Origin of the sequence: Vibrio sp. MM46, assembly GCF_027587135.1 — a bacterium.
In the GTDB taxonomy this organism is placed as follows: Bacteria; Pseudomonadota; Gammaproteobacteria; order Enterobacterales; family Vibrionaceae; genus Vibrio; species Vibrio harveyi.
Genome location: NZ_JAPPTO010000001.1, coordinates 239,445 through 261,312 on the forward strand (window position 1 = coordinate 239,445; position 21,868 = coordinate 261,312).

Genomic DNA, 21,868 nt, shown 5'->3' on the forward strand with positions numbered 1-21,868 from the left:
AAAAGCATATTGCTATTGATATAAGCTTTAGTAACGCAGGGTAAGAAAGTCAAATAATTGGTTGTAAATCAGAAAAATGAAAAGGGCAGCCCTATGACTACCCCATGGTTTTTATACCGCAGTGTGAGAATTAGTGAATTAAGCCAAGTTCCCTTGCTTCTTCGATGCTCAAGCCGCTTTCACGGATTTCTCGAAGTGCTTCAATACGACGTCTTGCTTCGGCAGACTTCACGGTTTTCTCGGGTCTCACAACGGCTTCTTCTTCTGGGAGTTCCCATTTGTGAGCGATGTTGCTCATCTCTTCATGGTCGATAGAATTAATGGACATATTTCCTCCGAACACACCATGTTTTCGATGGGTAATCTATAGCAAACCCCCAATGCAGAGGTAAGAAAAACAGTGGGGAAATGTGACCCCTTTCGACCTTTCATTAACTCTTTAATAGATTCATCATTTAGTTTTTGCAAACCACGTTTTTAGCGTTTAGATTTGAAGAATTCCCCCTACGAAAAGTGAGCTGATCCAGCTCTCATTTTTCCCTCATAAATTCACACTTCCATAACGGAAAAAAATCTTTTTATTACACTCAACTTTCGAGTCACTTCACTGATTAGACGGTTTTATCTTTCGCAAACCTTACACACCTGATAATGATAATAATTATCTTTTGTATTGGTAAGGTGTAATTATGAGTGAACTTAACCTGAACCAGGCATTCCACTCTGATCCTGTTATTCAGATCAGAGACTTATGCGTGGACTACATCACTGATAACGGTGACTTCAATGCTGTTAAATCAGTGAGCTTTGATATTGGCAAGGGCGAAATATTTGGTCTGGCTGGAGAATCTGGCTGCGGCAAAAGTACCATTGCTTTCTCTATCAACCGTCTACACAAGCCGCCCGCGTTTATCTCTGGTGGACAAATTCTATTTGAAGGCAGAGACATCCTTCGCCTACCTGATAATGATCTAAATACGCTACGCTGGAGCGAGATTGCGATGGTGTTCCAAAGTGCCATGAACTCGCTGAATCCGGTACTCACGGTTCAGGAACAATTTGCCGACGTATTACGCCACCACAAAGGGTTAACTAACGAGCAAGCCAAAGACCGCGCAGAGAAGCTTCTCGACTTGGTCAACATTCCGAGAAATCGTCTGGGAGAATACCCACACCAGTTCTCCGGAGGCATGCGTCAGCGTTTAGTGATTGCGATTGCCCTATCCCTCAATCCCAAATTGATCATCATGGACGAGCCAACCACAGCACTTGATGTAGTGGTTCAACGCGAAATCTTGCAGCAAATCTATCAGTTGCGTGACGAATTTGGTTTCTCTGTGCTCTTTATTACCCACGATTTAGCGCTCATGAGCCAATTGTGCGACCGCATTGCCATCATGCGCCACGGCAAGATTGTCGAAGTGAATAGTTCATACGAAATCCGCAATCATCCTCAACATGAATACACCCAAAAGCTATGGGCTTCATTCCCAAATATCCACGATGTACACAAACAACCGCAAACGGAAGGAGCACCAGCATGAGTGAACCGATCATCCAAATGAAAAACGTGATCAAGGAATTCAAAGTCGGTGGTGGTTTTGCCAAAGAAGAAACCTTCCGCGCGCTTCAGGGCGTGAGTTTTGATCTTTATGCAGGAAAGACCCTTGCTCTGGTAGGCGAGTCTGGTTGTGGGAAAAGTACCTGCGCTCGATTAATTACCAAAGTGTATCCAGCCAGTGATGGTGAAATCCTATTTAACGGGAAAAACGTCAACGATATTACCGCTCGCGCTGAGATTCAGGATTATCGCAGCAAGGTCCAAATGGTGTTTCAAGACCCGTTTGGCTCTTTAAACCCAACCCATACTATTCGTCATCACTTAACTCGCCCACTGAAGATTCATAAGCAAGTGAAGAGTGACAAAGAAATCCCAGCCAAGCTGTTAGAACTGCTGGATTTGGTCGAGCTGCCAGAGGAAACTCTGAACAAGTTCCCTCATGAACTTAGTGGCGGTCAACGTCAACGCGTCAATCTCGCGCGAGCTCTGGCGGTAGGCTCACAACTTATCCTTGCCGATGAGCCAACATCGATGCTGGATGTGTCGATTCGTTTGGGTGTGCTCAACCTAATGCAGCGCATGAAGAAAGAGCTTGGAATCGGATTTCTGTATATCACTCACGACCTTGCAACCGCACATTACATCGCCGAAGAAACCGCAGTAATGTACAAAGGACAGATCGTAGAGTGGGGAGACACTCAAGCGATCTTAAAGAACCCACAGCATCCGTACACTAAGTTGTTGATCTCTGCGGTGCCAGATCCTGATCTGCCGTTTGGCAACCTAGTGGAAAGTGAACCAAACTATTCAGTAGATGCCGATGAGATCCGTAATCGCAGCAGTGTTATCGTTGAAGAATTCGATCAAATCGGACCAAACCACTTTGTAAAACAATGGACTGAGGCAGCTTAATGAATTTGATGACCTGGCAAGATCATATTTCAGATTGGTACGATAATCGGAAGCATGATCAAGTAGAAAGATTAGAAGCGATCTTATATCAAGCACCTGTTTCTGTATTTGGTCCAGAATTAACGGACGAACAGAGTAAAGCCATCGCTTGTTGGCTAGATGGCTGCCTAAGAGTCTTTCAATACGCTAGGCATCAAGACCATAAAAAAGCGTTTCAAATCCTACAGTACACCAGTGCAAAGCTAGAACACGCGGCTTGCCAACCGATGACCGATCTTCTAATCAAGGATTGGTGCCTCAAACGATTGCAACATTTGACCGTTCTGGCGTTGGAGTTTTGCAATCAACAGCACGATCAAAATGAGTGGCAGCAACAAGCAAGCAGCTTGATCGAGTCACACGTTGCGTTGATGCGATCGTTAAATTGGAATGAAACTAGGAAGCATGATCAAGGATTACGTCATTAATCCGGAAAGATGATCAAGGTTGCTTGTTTGTTCCGAATGGATTTTGTGGATACAAAAGACAGGAATTTTAGATAAAAAAAAGCGAGTTTCTTGAGGAGAAACTCGCGAAGTCTATTCAGAATGAATGTAACAATATGAGCCAATCTATTAATCATCAGAAAGGACAAAAGGTTGTCTATTCGGGATAAATCTTAGTCTGCGCTCAGCGTTGCAATGTCAGTGGTTTGTAAGAGTTAAGTCTGATTTCCATCAGTGCAATTCATTGTTACATTCTGAATCAATTACTCATGCTTATCACTCGATAAGTATCCGCTTGGTTGATATCAGATCGCCATCTCATCAAGTGCTCTGAATACCATTTCATCCATATGACCTTCAAAGATCTGACGGCATACCTTACGACGGACAGCTAAGCCCGCAATTAAACGTTCAATGGTGAGATGTTTGACATCATTTTGGCTATTAAACAGTTCGACTGTCTTACTTAATGTCTCGTATGGAAGCGGTGCATCCCCTACTCTCAAGAAATCAAGCTTCTCAATGAAGTCAGAACACTCTTCTTTGATCGAGGCATACGAATGCCCTGTCATCGCCGATAAAGCCGTTATACTGCGTTCTAGAGCCTCTGGAGAGGTATATTTAGATAGAGTTATGGTTATCTCGTCAGCATTGATCTCTACCAAGTGCTTTTTCTGTTTCACTCGGCGACCTAAATTGCCACGTGGAGACGGGGCTTTACGCTGAATAGGCTCAAATTCGCCGTCTATGATACCTGAGAGCTCATCTAGCTGCTGCCTGGTCACCATCTCATTGCGAAGTGGGTTTGGCAGTGTAGGCGCCATATTGCGCTTTCCTGCGTTGGTTGTACGAGCACGAGAATAACGCAGCACCTCTTCCACATCGCATTTGATGTCGATTTGGTAATCCATCACCTTGTCGTTTTCGATCATCGCTTCGATCGTCAAGTGATATCCCCAAAGATTCACAACAAAATGATCATCGCTCCCAGCCCCTTCCGATAGTCGTTTTAATTCACGGATCAGATCCATGGAGAAACGACGCCACTCAATATTGCGCGCTAATTTCTGGTTCAATTCGCTCAGCAACATGCAGTCCGTATGTCTACGTACCATGCGGCTACGGAAGAATGAATACAGTTGGAACACCAAAGTGTGCTGCTTCAGAATTTCTGGTGGGAACAGGAAGAAATAATCTCGCGTAAGCAGTTCTTCGTAGAAGGATGGCTCCCAAACCAAGATATACAGATTTGGTTTAATACGAATTTCGCCATCAGCGCCTTCTGTTGGAGCCTCCTCCGATGCCGTGATAGTACGCGCTAAGAAACGGAAACGGTCACTCTTGAAGCCTTCAGGCATGTTCTCGCTAAGCCAACGCCCTGTCAGCTCATGCAATTGAAAATCGGTAAACTCGATACGATCGATGCTGTCACGAATGGAATCTCGTGCCGGACCGCTGTCTTTTTTGCCACGTAACGACAGAATATCAGTAATGTACAGAGGAGTTTTGTTTGGAACATGCGCCGCATCCATGTGGTACTGATCTTTGTGATGATCATGGTACTGCACCGTTAGAGTAAACAGAGCAAACAAAGTCATCAGATCATCTACCGTCATGATATTTTTAGACGATCGAGTTTCAATCACCGCTTTTGTGCCAGAGATCGACACCATGGATTTTTGATAACTTTTTCGAGTACGCGGTGGCGCGAGAGCTTGGTCGATGATCCCTGCCCAATTGGTTGGTGAAACAACAAATTGATCCGCTTCATCTTTCATCATCGGCGGAGTATTTAAACCATGTTCGTTCAGTAAACGTTTATTCACTTGAGTTTGTGCTAGCGCTTTAGAACGTTTTTGCTTTTCGTTTTGACGAACTTTTTCAGTTACTAAGCTGGTGGCACCTAAGGCTGAAATAAGTTGATTCGGGTTAACGAACTTATGCAGCATGGTTTTACCTGCGAGACCTTCTTCAAAACGCACTGGTGTTTGAGTAAACAAACCAATGTTAACGGCAGCACGCAGGCGCTGTTGTAATGCAGCTCTGGTCAATTGACCGTCTGTCGCTTCAACAATTTCAGTTGTAGATACCAAACCATCTTTGCTGCTGAACCCTCTTAAAGAGATCAGATTAAGTAACTCCAAGATGCTTTTGGTTACCCCTTTGAAGTGTTGGTATTGCTCTACCCAATCTGCAGAAGATTCGTGTACCTCAAAAAGGTGCCCATCCTTATGGCTTCTTGGCGCTTTAATCAGAATTTTTTCATCAGCCGTCATTTTAGATCCAGATCACACTAGCCGTAGTTTTGCTATGGTTCCGAAGGATAAAGAAAAACAGATCATAAATAAAGAAAAAATCTTGGGTTTTTAAATAACTGATCTTTCTGATTATTCTGATCTTAATTGATTATATGATCTAATGATCTGGAGATTTTTGGCTCTGTAAGTTTTTGTTTTATAATGATATTTAAAAGTTCATTAACGGAACTATGATCATGATTATATCGAAACGATGATCAACATGAGCCGGAAAGCATGATCACAAAACGTCGTAAGCATGATCATTAAGTTTCTGAAAAGATGATCAAAACAGCCTTGAAACGATGATCATGATATTTGTACAACTTATCCACAGATCCTAGCGGTTCAAATGGAAAACTTTCGGTTTCTGCATATTGAAACATTGTCATTTTACACTCGGATCGATGATCAAGAGAGAGGTTTTTTATCGTTCTGTTCATTGAGTTGGATATTATTTGCGCATGTGATGAAAACTTACTCTACTTTGCTGGTTGTGCCTCTTATTAATGATTAGCGTTAATTAAACGGAAGCATGATCATCAGATGAGTTTCTACATTTTGCATTCGCTTTGTTTTCATCGTTCCGTGATTTTATATTCGTTTTTGCCTCTATCCCCCAGTCTGTCTGCATTCTTCCGTAAATTAGCTTGAGAATTACATGCTTCCGAGTGGTTAATTCACTTGATCATTTTTCCGGTAAATTGATCCGTTTGAAAAAACGAGCTGCAATGTAAATGATGCGTTGATTTCCTTGATCATGCTTTCGATTTTGGTGTGAGTACCGGAAGTATGATCAAGAACTCCCCTTGATCATACTTCCGCTTCATTTCACTTAAATATACGTTCTAACGTACTGGATGCATGATCAAGGTGTGGTTTTTTTCCATTTCTTTAAAGAGACACTGAAAATCATCCAACATAAGATTCATCTCACACTATCCGTAATTTAGCGTTGTTTTATAATCGTTCCGAGATTAATGCTATTTACATTGTAAATAAGTGACAGTGTGACATTTTAAATCTAGTTGAGTTTGAAGCACTTTATTCGCAGGGTTTTGATTAAATTTTGTGATGTTTTGATGGTGAAATCATAAAACAGGCGTTTGTGAGTGTTTTTTATGTGATGGTTATTCAAAATGCTTGTGCACCTTTTTGTTGTTTTTGTGTTGTAGTGCTGTACAATGAAATGCAGATATCCTTCCAACGGAATTTGGCATGAAAAGAGAAACAACGATTGAAAATCTCCAGGAATTAGCAGAGCTGACGCAACAAGTTCAAGCTGACCGTATTGAGATTGTTTTGGAAGAGCGTAGTGACAACTACTTCCCACCAATGTCTAAGGCAATGATGGAAACCCGCTCTGGTTTAACTCGTCGTAAACTAGACGATGCTATCGGCAAGATGGAAGCGGAAGGTCATCAATTTACAAAGAATAATGCTAACCATTATTCAATCACGCTTGAAGAAGCGCACATGCTAATGGATGCGGCGGAAGTGCCAAAATTCCATGAACGCAAAAAGAATTCTGAAAATAAACCATGGATCATCAACGTACAAAACCAAAAGGGTGGTACGGGTAAATCGATGACCGCGGTTCATTTGGCGGCGTGTCTGGCTCTAAACCTAGATAAACGCTACCGTATTTGTTTGATTGACCTTGACCCTCAAGGCTCTCTGCGTCTGTTTTTGAACCCACAAATTAGCGTGGCAGAACACGACAACATCTATTCTGCTGTCGATATCATGTTGGGTAACGTGCCTGATGGTGTTGAAATCGATCGTGAATTCCTTCACAAGAACGTACTGTTGCCGACGCAATATCCGAACTTGAAGTCGATTTCTGCTTTCCCAGAAGACGCAATGTTCAACGCAGAAGCGTGGCAAACACTCTCTGAAGACCCATCGCTAGATATCGTTCGTCTGCTGAAAGAGCAGTTGATTGACAAGATCGCGAATGACTTCGACGTAATTATGATTGATACCGGTCCACACGTTGACCCGCTAGTATGGAACGCAATGTACGCATCGAACGCGCTATTGATTCCTTGTGCGGCGAAGCGTCTTGACTGGGCTTCGACAGTAAACTTCTTCCAACACCTACCAACGGTTTATGAGATGTTCCCTGAAGATTGGAACGGTCTTGAGTTTGTTCGTCTGATGCCTACTATGTTTGAAGACGACAACAAGAAGCAAGTTTCTGTTCTAACTGAAATGAACTATCTTCTAGGTGACCAAGTTATGATGGCTACCATTCCTCGCAGTCGTGCATTCGAAACCTGTGCTGATACCTACAGCACTGTGTTTGACTTAACCATAGGCGACTTCGAAGGTGGTAAGAAAACACTCGCAACTGCACAAGATGCGGTACACAAGAGTGCATTAGAACTAGAGCGCGTACTGCACTCTAACTGGCCGTCATTGAATCAGGGGTAATGAATAAATGGCATTGAAAACGTCTGAATTAAACGCGAAATTATTTGGTAAAACCAATAAGCGTCGTGTTGCGACACCTCAAGAAGCGCAAACGGCGGCAAAAGACAAAGCACAAACTATCGAACTAGCAGTCGCTGGTGAGAATACTGTGCAATTTGAATTGGTACGAATCCCAGCGGATAAAGTGGCGACAGACACGAGCGTATTTGCAGAAAACGCTCGTGAGCAATCTTTCCTAAACGAACACGCTTTATCGGATGTGTTGGTGACGTTGAAAGAACGTGGTCAACAATATCCAGCAGTTGGTCGTCGCACGCAAGATGGCAAGATTGAAGTATTAGATGGTAGCCGCCGTCGTATGTCTTGTATCTTAGCGGGTCAAGATTTCTTGGTTTACGTTGGTGACGGCATCAACACAGACCACGCGAAATTCCTTTCTGATGTTGCAAACGCGCACAAGCCACTGTCTCTCTACGAGAAAGGTAAAGAGATGCAGGCGAAGTTAGAAAGCGGCGAAGCAGAAGACCAAAAAGCACTGGCAAAAATGTTCCAGTGCAGCGAAGCATTGGTGAGTGGTGCGTTAAAAGCGGCGGCATTACCGTTAGAGCTTCTTCAAGCGTACCCGAATGTTGGCGACTTAGGTCGTCCAACGATAGTGAAGCTGCACAAGCAATTCTCATCACTAACCGGTGAACAGCAACAAAATCTGCTGGATAAATGCCGTACGTCTGAAGGCTACCTGTGGCAACGTAGCACAGCTCAAGGTGTTGCTCGTCTGACAAAAGAAGTGACAGAAAGCATTGAAAGCTGGATTGCAGAGTTAGCACCTGCGAAGCCAGCTAAGAAAGCTGAAAAAGTTGATCTTGTTAAAGGGCGTGCAAGCTACAGCCGCAAAGGCAATAACCTTGCTCTTAACTTGAAGAAAGTTGACGACAGCTTGATGGAAGAAATTCTTGCTTTCGTTGAGAGTAAAATGAAGTAAATACATTCTTCTTTGAAACCGCCTTCGGGCGGTTTTTTTATGTCTGCAATTTGGCAAAGTCTCCGTGAATCGAGATGTGATAACATGGCGTCAGTTTAATGCTCGGATATACGTAATGCTCGCTCAATCTGAATTCCTTTCTCAACTTCAAACTCAATCTCATGATGCGTTTCAACGTCGTGGCGTGGCTATCTATGGTGAGCCCGAATGGCAAGATGCGCTAATTGCTGACTTTTACAAACATCAATCGGATCAGACTTGGTTCTGTGTTGGTGATTGGTCCCTTGAAGGGGCTTTTTGTGTGTCTGGCAAACAAGGCAATATGTTGCTTGGTCGTGAGTGCGATGTTTTATTGTTTGATGCGAGAAAAGGCGTCGATGCCAACAGTTTTACCGCTGCTCTTGGGGCTTTAGTTGGCGGTGGATTGCTGCTTGTTATCGCCAATAAACAAGAGCAACCAAGCGAAGCTGATTTGTGGATGCAAATGCATTGGCAAAAACTGACTGTGATAGACCAGAGTCTTCCGTTGCCGACACTATCGAGCGTACAATTTGGCGCGAAGGAAAACCAGTTTGAGCAACAAACTGAAGCGGTAGCATTAGTTGAGAAAGTAGTAACGGGACACCGCAAGCGTCCATTGGTGTTGACTGCTGACCGTGGTCGTGGAAAAACCAGCGCTTTAGGTATCGCTTGTGCACAGCTTCTTAAGCAAAAGACGCTGCATATCTTAGTTACCGCACCAAGCATTAAAGCTGTTGAACCCATCTATCAGCATGCATTGCGATTACTTTCAACAGCGCAACGAGTTAAGAAAGATCGATTGGAAGTAGGGCAGGGGTACATCCAATTTATTGCCCCAGACGAGCTGCTTTCGTCTATGCCGGAATGTGACTTGTTGTTAGTGGATGAAGCTGCGGCGATCCCTGTACCAATGCTCAAGCAAATTACGGAACATTATCATCGTTTGGTTTTTTCGAGCACGATACATGGTTATGAAGGGTGTGGTCGAGGGTTTACGCTTAAGTTTATTGAGTGGTTGAAAGAACAAAGACCAGGAATGAAAAGCCACCACCTTCAACAGCCTATCCGTTGGAGTACAAATGACAATCTAGAGTCGTGGCTGTATGAGGCGTTTTTGTTGAATGCAGAGCTTGAACCGTTTGAGCGAATAGAGCTTGGTGAAATTGCATTGGTCAATCTCCGTAAGTCCGAGCTGATTTCTAATCCTTCCGTATTGAAAACGTGCTTTGCGCTATTGGTCAACGCGCATTATCAAACGGCGCCTAATGATTTACTTCACTTGCTGCAAGATGAAAACAGTCAGGTTTATGTTGCTCAGTACCAAGGTCAAATCGCCGGTGTGATTTTAACCGTGGAAGAAGGCAACTTTGCCGAAAATCTAATTAAAGATATCCAGCTTGGCAAGCGTCGTCCAAAAGGGCATTTAGCTCCCATTACCATTATTAACCAGCTTGGCTACTCAGAAGTCGGCGCGCTTTCTACATTACGTGTGATGCGTATCGCTGTTCATCCAGAGTTGCAAGGGCGAGGAATTGGTCAACATATGTTGTCATTGCTGGAGCAATCAACGCCATCTCACATTTCCTATTTGTCCACCAGCTTTGGTGCAACGGAAGAACTCATAAAGTTCTGGCAACGCTCGGGCTATGAGTCGATTCGACTTGGAACGATGCGTGACGCTGCGAGTGGCTGCTATTCACTTTTGATGATTCGCAATTGTAACGCCCAACAGCAGTCTTGGATTGAAGAGTCTAAGCATCTATTTGAAGAATTATTGTCGTTGAGTGCTTCTGCGATTTATCCACGACTTGAGCCGAGTTTAATGCGTACGTTGTTATCCCAACCAATTCAAGCTGTCTCGTTGAATAAGGCGAAGCTCACTTTGGTGGAGTGCTATGCTCAAGGTGGTAATAGCTTTGAATCTGTGTCGACATGGCTTCAACAATGGTTACTTCAATTTGGTTTGGTTGATGTTTCTGATCTGCTGATCAGTAAGTCACTCTTAAACAAAGATTGGAATGAGTGCGCAAAACAATTTGGATTGGCGGGACGTAAGCAAATCGAAGCTGAGATACGCAAAGAGCTTCAAGCTTTAATCGCTAAATTTACAGTGTAAAACGATACGCGGTTTTGTAATTTACACTGTAAAGTGGAATAGATAGGAATTTAGATAGAGGAGAGAGTTTACACTGTAAATTCTCTCCTTTGTTTTTCAGGCTGGCTAGAACGAAAAATTGATAGGAAGAGTTAGTGTCAAGCGAGCGCCTTTGACACTTGAAGGTGGTTTTACTAACGGTTGCGCTCGTCCTACAAGCTCAATCGCTTCTTTATCTAATGATGCTGTTCCTGAGCTTTTTACGAGTTCTACATCGAGAACATTTCCCTCCCTGTCCATAGTAAAGCGAATCACTGGCATCCCTTTCTTCTTAAGTCGACGCGCTTGCCTTGGATAGCGTTTTTCTCGTTCTAGGTGTGCATGCAGAGCTTGTTGCCAACTTACCTTTGCCGCTCGTGCTGCTTCGGATTGCTGACCCTGCCTTAGTGCGCTGATTTGTTTGGATTCACGTTTCGTCTCCAAGCTAGGTTTTGAACTGGCGGTTTGATTGATTTCAGGTTGTTTTTCCTTTGACTGCTTTTCTGGTTCTGGTTTTGATCTGTTCGGTTTTGGTTTCTCTGTTTTTATTGGCTTTTCAGTGTTTGCAGCAATCGTGCTCGGTTGTTTGGATTTGACTAAAGCTGGAGATTGCTCTTGTTCGGGCTTATGTTTTACGGATTGCTCTTGACGGGCTTGTTGAATTAACTCTTCTTGTTGCACTGTACTTTCAACCGCTTTCACCGTGTTTTTGGGGGCAGCCATTGGTGCTACGATACTCACTGTAATCGGTATCGCTTGTGGCGGAGAGGAAAAGTCATACTCAGGTGTCCACATGTAAGCGATGGCTATTAAGGCGTGAAGAGAGGCGCTCAGTAGTATAGCCGTCAAAACAAAACGTTTTTTCCTATAGCTATAACGAAAAGATGGTCCCGCTAGAGCATTCATTGTGGCGCTCCCGACGCTTGCTCTACACCAACTAATGCAATTTGGTTGTAGCCGCTAGCGACCATTTCATTCATCACTTTCATTAAATCTTGATAACTCAGAGATTTGTCAGCTCGAAGAAATATCCGAGTGTCTGGTTCAACGTCGGCTTGTATTAGGGCTTGCTTCAAATCGGCAAGCGAAGTCTCGTGCTTTTCTCCCACAACTAAGGTTAGGTCTTTTTGAATCGTGAGATAAACTGGTTTATCAGGTTGAGGCTGAGGCTCTGCAGATGACGTCGGCAAATCGACTGCAACGTTGACTGTCGCTAATGGGGCGGCAACCATCACTATGATTAAGAGCACCAACATGACGTCAACCAGAGGTGTCACGTTGATCTCATGATTCTCAACCATATCATCGCTGTCTGAGGCTGGCTTAAATCCCATGGCTTAACCCACCTTCTTTAGCACTGTGTCGTTGTGTTCTTGGTGAGATTGCATTCGCTTTTGATCCAAATCTCGGCTAACCAAGATCATCAATGCTACGGAGACATCGGCGAGTTGCGCTTTGTAGCCAGAAATTTTACGTGTGAAGTAGTTATAGATGACCACTGCTGGAATTGCTGCCACTAAACCAATTGCCGTGGCAAGGAGGGCTTCTGCGATCCCCGGAGCGACCACCACTAGCGTCGTGTTCTGAGATTTTGCGATTCCGATGAAAGCATTCATGATGCCCCAAACTGTGCCGAACAATCCAACGAAAGGACCGACGGAGCCGATGGTTGCGAGGATGCCGGTCAGTGAAGTCATGCTTCTCCCTAATTCAGCTTGCACTCTTTCTAAGCGCAGTTGTACCCGTTCTTTAATGCCATTTTCTGAAGCAGAGCCTAGAGAAGAGAGTTGCAATTCATGCTGCGTTGCTGAAATTAGTGAGGATTCTACGCCTTTAAAAGGCTGAGTGGTCTGTTTGGCATTTTCCAATGACTCTGCATCAACAAGCTCAGTAAGTAGTTTTTGTGTGCGTCGTGTTGCTTTCATCAGTTGTACTTGTTTAAAAAGAAAAACTGCCCAAGTCAAAATGGATGCGGCAAGCAGTGAGAGCATCACTCCCTTTACCACCCAATCAGCAGCGTGGTACATACCCATTGGGGATAAATCGTGGGTGATGAGCGGGTTAGAAGGTGGTGCTATTTGTGTTTCGGTGACTGAGTTATTTATAGAAGTACCAGTTGACTCAGTTGCAGAAGAAGAAAGGGGAAGAAGTGCCAGACTAAAAGATGCCGACACTAGGAGAAAAAAACGCTTATTCATTATCCATTGCTCGTTGTGAAAATGACTGATGGCGCAAATAACCTTTTCGCGCCTGCTCTATCCACTACACCGAATGAAGTAACGAAATCCGTAAAATAAATTTAAATATTTGGGTCAATTTACACTGTAAAGCATGTTTGCCGTGATTTTAGAGTCAAAAAAGCTTTTCAAATTTTACGCTCACCTCATTTTGCTGATAGGTGTACAGCCAATCAACGTTGCTGTTTACCCGTTTATGAGTCCACTCTAGAATGGGTGTCAACGTCCAAAAAACCAACTTTGGAGAGGAAAATGTGACAGTATAGTTTTGCTCTGTGTCTCTTCTCTTTGCATCGAGTAGGGCGTTATATCCCTTGTATTGCCTTTCTCGCAGTGATGCAAACAGGTTAGCGTCAAGCCAACCTTCGACGCTTTTCACGACTCCGATTCGACCACCATAGAGCTGGTAAGCATGTACATCTTGATCATTTTGTTTATGCGTCCAGTCTATGCCACCGAATGCGAGCCATTGTTGTGGTAACTGGTGCCAATAGTTGATGCTTGCATTCCATTGCCAATCTGATTGATAGTCGAGCTTTGTTGGACGGTAATCTTGGTATTCGCCTTTTAGTTCCCATCTCAATGCGCTTTTCGAGTCTAAGCTATGGAATCCATTCAACTTTAGACCTGTTGACCAATACAAACTCTTATCCGCGTATGTGCTGTACTCGATCAACGGCGCAACCAAGATACTATGACGCTGGTCTTGAAAGCTGTAACCAAAGCTAACATTCGCTGTTTGCTCGTTGTATTCACTGTGATTGTTGTAACGAGAACCATACGTCAGCGCTTGCAAACTCATACCATGATGACCTTTGAAGCTAATGCGCTTATTCGCACTTGCATTAAAAGTTAACCCTACTGCTCTCTGTTTTTCCGGTGTTACTCGATCAAATAAACACTTTCCTGTCTCATGACGGACTAAGCAAGTATAGGTTTCTGAGCTGCTATTGAGATTGTCATTGAAAGTTGGACCAAAGCTGATCGCACCTTGCCATGCATCTCTGTGCTCTAGTGCTGATGTAAAGGCATTGAGAGTACGTCTGACACCATCAGCCCTTGGGTTATCAGTAGGGAGAGTAGATTTTATTTGTGAGAAAAGGGTGTGTGCGTCTTGGTTTTTCTTACGCTCAAACAAAACGCGAGCAAGCTCTAACTGAGCGGGAAGAAAATTCGGATATAAGGATAAAAGCGATCGGTACTCTGCCTCTGCTTCACTTAAACGACCTAAATAGCGTGATAGACCGCCTTGGGCATAATGGATAAGTAAAGGATCTGCATAGGGTGAAGATTGATACTGGTTCAATAGTACTTCTACTTGTGACCATTGCTTTCCTTTAACTGCTAGGTAAAGCGCTTGCCCTAAGTTGTCGTTGCTTTGATCTGACGAGCTTTGTTCCTGAGCTTGCTTCGACCTCTGTAATTCGAGTTCTTTTTCTTCTTGCAGGAGACGCTTTTCTTTTTCTTGTGCTGATAGCGCATCTCTTTGCTGAATGCGAAGATTCGTATCTTGGTCATTGGCTACAACGGGAAAAGAAAACAACGGCACTAACAGGGATGTCAGAGCGATGGTGTAAGAGGTTCTAACCGCCATAAATATTCCATATAAAAAGAAGCAGCACGGGCTGCTTCTTGGTTATCACTCATTGAATCGAGAGTTATTTTTTCTCGCCGCCAAAAGCAGTGTCTAGATCGCTATTGTTGGTAAAGGTGGCGATACCAGCCAAGCCAGCAGCATTCGCACCAAAGAAGTGACCTTGAGAAGCGCCATTCGTGGTTGTGCCATTCTGTACAGCTTGAGCAGTGCCATTAAATGCTGCGGTTGCTGCATTAATCGTTGCGTCTACACTTACCGTTAGGTTGCTATTGTTGATTGAACCGTCTAGCGTTTTGGCTCCGAAATCAGCGTTAAACGTACCTGAAAGTTTGTTTGCGCCAGAGAACTTGTTAATACCAGTAATGTTGTAGGTCGCCTTGCCGCTGGTTGGTACAGTCGTTCCTGCATCATTACCGACGTAGTAAACGGTACGGTTGTTAAACTCAGAATCTTTCTTACCTTCGTACCATTCTCCAAACCACACATCTTGATTCGCTACTTGGACAAAACTGTAAAAATTGTCTTGAAAATGTTTGCTGCCTGATGTGTGAACACCATTTCGCTCGTCATCAAAAATACCACCAGCTAGACCTTCAAAGTCCACTCGTTTGCCACCTGTTTTACCGATGCCTGCATTGCCTTTAGAGTGAATAAATGGGACCCAAACTTCTGATTCTCCTACTTGGCGAAGCGAATCATCACTGATCGCGCCATCAAATCCTGCATGAACAAGTGGGCTTAGACCAATCATTGCTGCTGCAATCCATGAAAGTTGAAGTGGTTTCATTGTCTCTTCCTTTTGTTGATTGAAATAGTTAAAGAAAGAGACCATGCCAGTGCATCCGGTGCGCGCGACAGATGACTAACGCGGTCTCATTTAGTACACCGAAATAGGAGACAAAACCCGTAAATAAGTTTGTGATTTTTTAAATTGTTAGCGAATAAAAAACAAAACGCCCACAACTGTGGGCGTTTTTGATAGCTGCTTGTGTTTTAACGGCTGGTAAATTCAATCGTTGTGGAAATTCTTTCAACCATACTAAAGTCATTAGGACCGTTAAGACTCCAGCTGAAGCCCATTGAGGCTTTTGCCACTTTGCCGTTGGTCGGTGGACTTTGTAGTTGGAAGGTTAAGCTGTCACCAGCGGGGATAACAATAATGACATCGTTATCTTGAAGGTCTTTATTAAAGTAGCTTTGAGAACCAACTAATATCCTTGGTGTTACATCGTCGTTGCTACTACTAAGCGTATACTTTCCGAGAGTAATGGTGATTGGCTTTCCTACTGCTTCAAAAGTATAGCTATCGAGAGTGTAATAGTTAGGAATAGGACCCGTATCGGATGTTTTATCGATGACGTCATTTTGCTTGTGAGGCAGTCGCAAAGGAGTGGGATCTGAGCCGCGTGTGAGTTTGGTGTGCGGTTGGGATTCAGAAATCGCTCTTACTCTAACTCCCACAGAATGGCTATCTGAAAACTCGCCATCATTTACGGTTAAACTGACGACGTAATCCCCGGAGATATCTGGCGAAAATGAAGTTAGCACAGCATAAGGATCATCGATGACGGCGGATGAGCCGTTTGGTTTTTTAGTGAAGTGCCATTCATAAGTGAGTACATCGCCGTTGGCATCACCACTGGGTGTGCCATTCAATGGGACACTCATGTTATCAAGAACCCAAAACATTGAACCATCTACCTCCGCATGTGGAGGGACATTTTTATAAAAAAAGGAAGCGGTGGTCGTAGCGGAAGCTTCAGAAAAGCCATCGAATGCAGTCACTTTAACCACATAATTGCCCTCCGTATCAGCCTTGATTGAGTTGAAATCATATACAGTCGATTTCGCTATAGAGTAATTGCTGCCTTGTGGGTGGGACAACACTTCCCATGTAAACGACAATTTATCGCCATCAATATCTTGAGGTCTTGTGTTTAGGTTAATTTGCTGAGTTAGGTTACCGGTGTACTTATCTTTGGTAAATTTAATCGTTGGTGGTGTATTTTCGTCTTCCCTGATGACTTCTATCTTTACTTGGTTAGGGCGGCTGTCTGTTTTGCCATCGTTCACCACCAATTCTACAAGGTAAGTGCCCAATAAGTCTGGTTCAAAGCGCGGAGTTCTGGATTCTGGATTAATGAGCTCCGCCTTACTCTTGAAGGGTTTCGATACCATTTTCCAAGAGAAGGCTATTGAGTCTTGATCGTAGTCGACGCTACCCGTGCCATCGAGATGCACCACTTTTTCACTCAGCTTTACATGTTGATTGATCCCAGCTATCGCAATAGGGGGGTGATTGTTAGGTGTTTGGGGTTCAGAGGCATCATTCCCACCGCCACCATTACAACCATTAAGAAGTAATAACAGCAATGGTGTGAGAGTATATTTCGAGCTTAGACTCATCTTAGTTCATCCTAATTGATTAGAAGCGCGGTCCATAACGCGGCGCGGTAAAAGAAAGGCTTTATCTGATACACCGAATGAGATTTGAATATCCGTAAAAAAGCGCGGAGAGACCGCGCTTTTTTATGTGTCATTGTTGTGCAGGACGATCAGTTTGTTTGGAAGTGGTAGCCAAGACCTGCATAAAAGTTTGTTTGATCTTTGATCATAAAACCGTAAGACAATGTAACAGTATTTCCTTGCGTTGGCGCCGACCAAAGCTTAACAACTATTTCATCGCCGACAGGTAGCACGCTACCATCTTCAATGCCGCTTAATTTAACGTCGTGAGTGAGGCTGACTGCGTCCATTGCAAAGATCTGCTGAACCTCATAATCGTGTCCAACGGCTTCAAGAGTTAATGACCCTAGGAGTACGTATTTGGGCGCTTCACCTTTAATTTCTTCATTCAGAGTAACCTCCTCTGCGAACGGCCATTGTTTTTTCTCACCGTTGAAGTGCAATACGAGGTCGCTTGTTCCTGCTTTCGATGCCGTTACTCGAACGAAATCTTTTTCACTGCTTAGAGCACCATCACTTACGGTTAGAGCAAGCGCATAATCACCCTCGACATCGGGGGTGAATGTTGGTTTTGCTGACGTAGCATCCGACAATTCTGCAGTACTTGCCGAAGGCTTGGACACAAATTCCCACTGGTACGTGATACCTGAATCATTGCCATCAATGCTTGCGCTAGCGTCTAAGGTTGCGGTTCCACCCAATTCGAATGTGGTATCTCGTCCTGCCATGGCAACCGGTGCTACGTTATCGGCAGAGTAGTTGATGGTGATCTCTTTAGTTGTCTCTTCTTTACCGTCTGAGACGGTTAGAGTTAGTTTGTATTCACCTGCAACGTTTGCTTTTAGCGTTGCTTGTTTTGTGCTTGCGTTGCTCAACGACATCGTGGTGTTTTTTGGTGCTGAGTTGAGAGCCCAATGGTAGCTGAGCATATCATTATCAGCGTCGTAAGCTTTCGCGTCTAATTTCAGGGTTTGATCAAGCGCTGCCGTGTAGGTTTCCGATGCATAAATAACGGGCGCCACGTTGGTATTTACTTCTGTTGTGGTGATAGTCAGCGATTGTGCGCTACTGTCTTTTTTGCCATCGTTTGTTACTAACTGAACGGTGTAGTCTCCTGCCACGTCTGGTGTGAAGTATGGAGAGACCGCATTTACGTTATTTAACTTGACGTTACTGCCTTGTGGTTTTTTGCTGATAGACCAAGTGTACGTTGCGATACTGGCATCTACACCGTAGCTACCCAGTCCATCTACACGAATTCTGTTTCCGACTTTTGCTGTTTCGTAGCCAGAGACAACGGATACAGGCGCTTTATGTGAATCTGCAGTGTTTGAGTCTGAACCACCACCACAAGCGATAAGCGAAGGAATGGTGATAGCAAGAAGCGTCCATTTCATGTTGGGTTTCATTAAATCATCCTAAATATACGGTTCTATAGGCTTGGTGGTGTTTGGGACACCAAGCCTATATTGGGCTTTATGAAGTTTCATCCACTACACCGAATAGCAATTGGGAATCCGTAAAAATAAAATGAAAAAAGAAAACGCCTCGGGTGAGACGTTTTCTTTTTAAGGGGCGTTCATAAGGTTTAGAAGCGTCCGTTTAACTTGAGTCCTATCGTTCTTCCTGGTGCAGGCATCCCAGATACCGATCCAGCTTCAAGATAATAAACATCGGTGATGTTGCTTCCGATAAGCTCTGCAGATAGGTGTTCGTTAAATGCATATTTAATGTAAGCATCAAATGTTGTTACATCGGTTCGTTTAATTTGTTCATCTTCATGACTGCCAGAAACATAGTTGGTGCGTAACCCGCTTTCTAATGCTTGATTAAAGAACCTTGCTCCGACTAATAAGCTACCCGAATACTCTGGTGCCGCTTGTGCTGCCAGATAGCTTGCTGCTGTGAAGCCACCGCGAACACACGTTTCTGTTGATGGTGTGGTTTTATCGACAAGAGCTGGGACGAAGCCTTGGGCTGCAGAGTTTTTGTCACACACCTCATTGCGGAAGTTATAAGCCAATGACGCATCGGCAAAGTACAGTTGGTTATCGAACATACCGTTAATTTCAATACCACTGGTGCGTTGGCTATCCAGATTGGCAAATGAAAAACTGGATCGATCGCGATCCATTACATCATCAATCGTTTGATCAAAGTAAGTGAGCTTTGCACTTGCGTTCTCAAAGTAGTGAATGTACGCGACCTCGAAGAGTTTCGCTCGCTCTGGTTCAAGGGGTACTGATGCTGATGGGTTACCAGAAAATCCACTGGTACTCTCAAATAAGCTTGGGAATCGCAGTGTCTCTGCATATCGAGCATACGCACGGCTGTTTTCGTTGATTAGCCATGTTGTGGTAAGAGATGGCATCCAACCACTGCCGCTGTTCTTGTAGCTGAGGTTACGGTTGTCCTTGCCATCAATTTGTCCTTTGGTTTTACAGCTGCCTTCAACAAAGTTGTCTTTCTTTTGGGCAATCAAACAAGGGTTGTTAGCAAGATCCAGTTCGTTTTTACTGTTGGTTCGCCATTCAACTAGGTGATCCTCAACGAAACTGGTTTTGTTTTTGGCTTCCGTTGTTTTCTCTTCTACCTTTGCAGTTAACAGTGAATCAAAGTTATTGAGCTCATTTTGACGCAGTTTTAACTCTTCACGGTAAGTATCAGCTTGGGTGGGATCGGTGGTGATCAAATGTTGCAGGCGATTGATTTCTCGGTTTATGTTCTTTTTTGTGAACGTTGCACGAACTTCATGCTCAGCATTCGCGACGTTTTGTGCGATTTCTTCAGGGGCGTAAGTTTCAATGGTTTGAAATGCGAGACGATAACCATCTTTCTTGTATTCTTTAAGACCAACATCGTCGCTATTGCCCGTTTTGATGCGATTCTCGATGTAAAAGTCGGTGGCTTCATAACTGATATAGCGCACGCCTGCATTGATAATAAAGGCATCTAGTGGACGCCATTCGATGACCGCGGCTCCGTTATATTCTTCTCTTTCTCCCGAGCGCACAGGACCACCGTAGAAATCAATGAGGTATTCCAAACCTTCTTTTGGGGTCAATTCATGCTTCATGTAGCTGCCGGAAACCGTGACATCCAAGTTATCGAGCAATAGCATTTTGTTCTTAAAATCAAAGCCAAAACGGTTTTCATCACGATTGACGGTCGAGGTGTTGATGATGATATCTGGTGTCTCGCTACGAAAGTTCACAAAATTGGGAAAGCCATAGCCAGTATTGCTTCTGGAATCCGTTAACGTTGTCCATAGGTTAGTACTGAGGTCAATGTAGCGGCTTTCTGGGTTTGCTCGAAACTTGATGCTGTAAGCTTGCATCTTGGCATTCGCTAGCGGCCATTGAGGCAGACCGTCACTGTTTCGATAATCTGAACGACTCGCGAGGATTTCCCCGTGAGTACTCTCTGTATAGCGCGCGTTCAGCTGTAACTTATAGTAATCGCTAAAATTAATGGTTGTTTTTAATAGGAACGACTCCATCTCAGAGGATGTATTTGGTACTTCGTGCCCAGGGATATGGCTCAATGCAATGTGTTCCGGGTTCAAATATGGGTTTCTGCCCGCAACGATCTCGCTACCGCTACCATCTCTTGATTTGGAGTAGAAACCCGTTTTATTTGTGCCTGAGTAGTAGTTACCACGATTACGATATGCATACGCGCCAAGCCATTCAATTTTTGGTTTTACGCCCGCAATAGCTAATCGATAAGCTGTATCCTCACCGTTTAGCGGATTGTCATCTTTATCATCTCTAGTTTGAAAGCGTACTTCTGGGTCGTCATATAATGGTACGCCGCCTAACTCATTGTATACTGGGACATCTTGCCATCGTTTACCTGTATGCAAGCGAGCTTTATTGGGCTTTACTGAGTTGCTGCTGCTTTCCGCCACGAACTCCATACCGAAATTATCACCCTCAGGCACAATATCTTGTGGCTCCAATGTTGTGACTTGTACTGCGCCCCCTACAGAGGTGTTCACGTCCGAACTGATCTGTGCGCCTTTGTAAACTTTCAGACCACCAATCAAGTTTGGATCAATGTAGTTTCGGTTTGAAGCGCCTCGGTAACCGTTATAAACGGAAATGCCTTGTTCTGTGCCATCTATGACGACAGGGACTCGTCCAAAACCTTGTACACCACGAACATTAGGATCAATGCTTCCACCGCCATTACGAGCCTCACCACTAAAGGTATTTGCCATTCCGGTAAACAGATCGGCAGCGCTTGCGCCTTTGAAGCGTTCTATTTCTTCTTTGCCCATGTAGGCACTGGCAACATCGGCGTCATAGATCGCCATCTCACCATCACTATCGCGATAATAAGCATCTTCAAAACTCGTTCTTACCTGAATTGCGTCGAGTGTCATTTCAGAGGAAGGAGAAAGTTGATAAACACCATCAGCCTGCTTCTCGGCATTCAATCCTGTGTTTTCCAGCAGCAATGTCAATGCTTGTTCGGGGTCATAATTACCTGTTAATCCAGGACTTTGCAGGTTTTCTGAAAGTGAAGCATTGAGATAAAACTCAACACCAGACTCTACCGCAAACTGGTTTAATACATGGTCAAGATTACCTGGTGGAATATCGTACTGTACTGACTGTTCTGCCCATGCGGCAAAAGGTGTGATGAGAGAGGCTAATCCTAGATTGGCTTGAATCATTATCGCCAATATTTGGCGTCGTTGAGGGAGCGGCACCTTGCTTTCCTTAATCGGTCTAC

At 44.1% G+C, this 21,868-nt stretch carries 16 protein-coding genes; 6 read left to right on the forward strand and 10 right to left on the reverse strand.

The annotated features are described in order from the left end of the window. Nucleotides 1–130 precede the first annotated feature (130 nt). Nucleotides 131–328 (reverse strand): PA3496 family putative envelope integrity protein, encoded by a 198-nt coding sequence (locus tag OH459_RS01095; protein ID WP_005448843.1) that lies wholly within the window; start codon nt 326–328, stop codon nt 131–133. Between the two features lie 361 nt (nt 329–689). Here OH459_RS01095 and OH459_RS01100 point away from each other — a divergent pair, with 361 nt between their 5' ends. From OH459_RS01100 to OH459_RS01110, 3 genes are read left to right on the forward strand one after another with little or no spacing between them, the layout of a single operon-like run. After that, on the forward strand, nt 690–1,544 hold the full coding sequence (locus OH459_RS01100) for an ABC transporter ATP-binding protein (RefSeq protein ID WP_053052511.1): 855 nt from the start codon (nt 690–692) through the stop codon (nt 1,542–1,544). Then, nucleotides 1,541–2,473 carry an ATP-binding cassette domain-containing protein gene (locus tag OH459_RS01105; RefSeq protein WP_029790507.1) on the forward strand — a complete coding sequence of 311 codons (933 nt, stop codon included), beginning with the start codon at nt 1,541–1,543 and terminating at the stop codon, nt 2,471–2,473. Before OH459_RS01100 ends, OH459_RS01105 begins: the two co-directional genes overlap by 4 nt. Beyond that, the gene (locus OH459_RS01110; protein ID WP_005448840.1) at nt 2,473–2,940 is read left to right on the forward strand and encodes a hypothetical protein; all 468 of its coding nucleotides are present in this window, start codon (nt 2,473–2,475) and stop codon (nt 2,938–2,940) included. Before OH459_RS01105 ends, OH459_RS01110 begins: the two co-directional genes overlap by 1 nt. 323 nt (nt 2,941–3,263) lie before the next feature. Here the strand turns inward: OH459_RS01110 and OH459_RS01115 are convergent, their stop codons facing one another. After that, on the reverse strand, nt 3,264–5,234 hold the full coding sequence (locus tag OH459_RS01115; RefSeq protein ID WP_005448836.1) for a replication initiator protein RctB domain-containing protein: 1,971 nt from the start codon (nt 5,232–5,234) through the stop codon (nt 3,264–3,266). A gap of 1,239 nt (nt 5,235–6,473) precedes the next feature. Between OH459_RS01115 and OH459_RS01120 the strand changes: the two genes are divergently transcribed. The 3 genes from OH459_RS01120 (at nt 6,474) to OH459_RS01130 (ending at nt 10,810) form a co-directional block, all read left to right on the forward strand. Then, on the forward strand, nt 6,474–7,691 hold the full coding sequence (locus OH459_RS01120; protein ID WP_005448834.1) for an AAA family ATPase: 1,218 nt from the start codon (nt 6,474–6,476) through the stop codon (nt 7,689–7,691). A gap of 7 nt (nt 7,692–7,698) precedes the next feature. Next, nucleotides 7,699–8,673, forward strand: a complete 975-nt coding sequence (locus OH459_RS01125; protein ID WP_017189806.1) for a ParB/RepB/Spo0J family partition protein — start codon at nt 7,699–7,701, stop codon at nt 8,671–8,673. A 115-nt stretch (nt 8,674–8,788) separates the two neighbouring features. After that, entirely contained in the window at nt 8,789–10,810 is a 2,022-nt protein-coding gene (locus OH459_RS01130; protein ID WP_269984688.1) for a GNAT family N-acetyltransferase, read from the forward strand. A 105-nt stretch (nt 10,811–10,915) separates the two neighbouring features. Here OH459_RS01130 and OH459_RS01135 read toward each other — a convergent pair whose 3' ends face one another. The 8 genes from OH459_RS01135 to OH459_RS01170 form a co-directional block, all read right to left on the reverse strand. Next, the gene (locus tag OH459_RS01135; protein WP_269984690.1) at nt 10,916–11,677 is read right to left on the reverse strand and encodes an energy transducer TonB; all 762 of its coding nucleotides are present in this window, start codon (nt 11,675–11,677) and stop codon (nt 10,916–10,918) included. A gap of 53 nt (nt 11,678–11,730) precedes the next feature. After that, on the reverse strand, nt 11,731–12,162 hold the full coding sequence (exbD, locus tag OH459_RS01140) for a TonB system transport protein ExbD (protein WP_269984692.1): 432 nt from the start codon (nt 12,160–12,162) through the stop codon (nt 11,731–11,733). Nucleotides 12,163–12,165: 3 nt separating this feature from the next. Further along, complete coding sequence (gene exbB / locus OH459_RS01145; RefSeq protein WP_017818307.1) at nt 12,166–13,026, reverse strand: tonB-system energizer ExbB; 861 nt, start codon at nt 13,024–13,026, stop codon at nt 12,166–12,168. Nucleotides 13,027–13,180: 154 nt separating this feature from the next. Beyond that, nucleotides 13,181–14,659 carry a surface lipoprotein assembly modifier gene (locus tag OH459_RS01150; protein WP_269984695.1) on the reverse strand — a complete coding sequence of 493 codons (1,479 nt, stop codon included), beginning with the start codon at nt 14,657–14,659 and terminating at the stop codon, nt 13,181–13,183. 64 nt (nt 14,660–14,723) lie between these two features. Next, nucleotides 14,724–15,449, reverse strand: coding sequence for a Slam-dependent surface lipoprotein (locus OH459_RS01155; RefSeq protein ID WP_005450033.1), 726 nt, complete (start codon nt 15,447–15,449; stop codon nt 14,724–14,726). 206 nt (nt 15,450–15,655) lie between these two features. Further along, complete coding sequence (locus OH459_RS01160; protein ID WP_269984699.1) at nt 15,656–17,068, reverse strand: PKD domain-containing protein; 1,413 nt, start codon at nt 17,066–17,068, stop codon at nt 15,656–15,658. A gap of 149 nt (nt 17,069–17,217) precedes the next feature. After that, on the reverse strand, nt 17,218–18,537 hold the full coding sequence (locus tag OH459_RS01165; protein ID WP_269984701.1) for a PKD domain-containing protein: 1,320 nt from the start codon (nt 18,535–18,537) through the stop codon (nt 17,218–17,220). Nucleotides 18,538–18,716: 179 nt separating this feature from the next. Continuing rightward, nucleotides 18,717–21,845 (reverse strand): TonB-dependent receptor, encoded by a 3,129-nt coding sequence (locus OH459_RS01170; RefSeq protein ID WP_269984703.1) that lies wholly within the window; start codon nt 21,843–21,845, stop codon nt 18,717–18,719. Between the last annotated feature and the right edge of the window lie 23 nt (nt 21,846–21,868).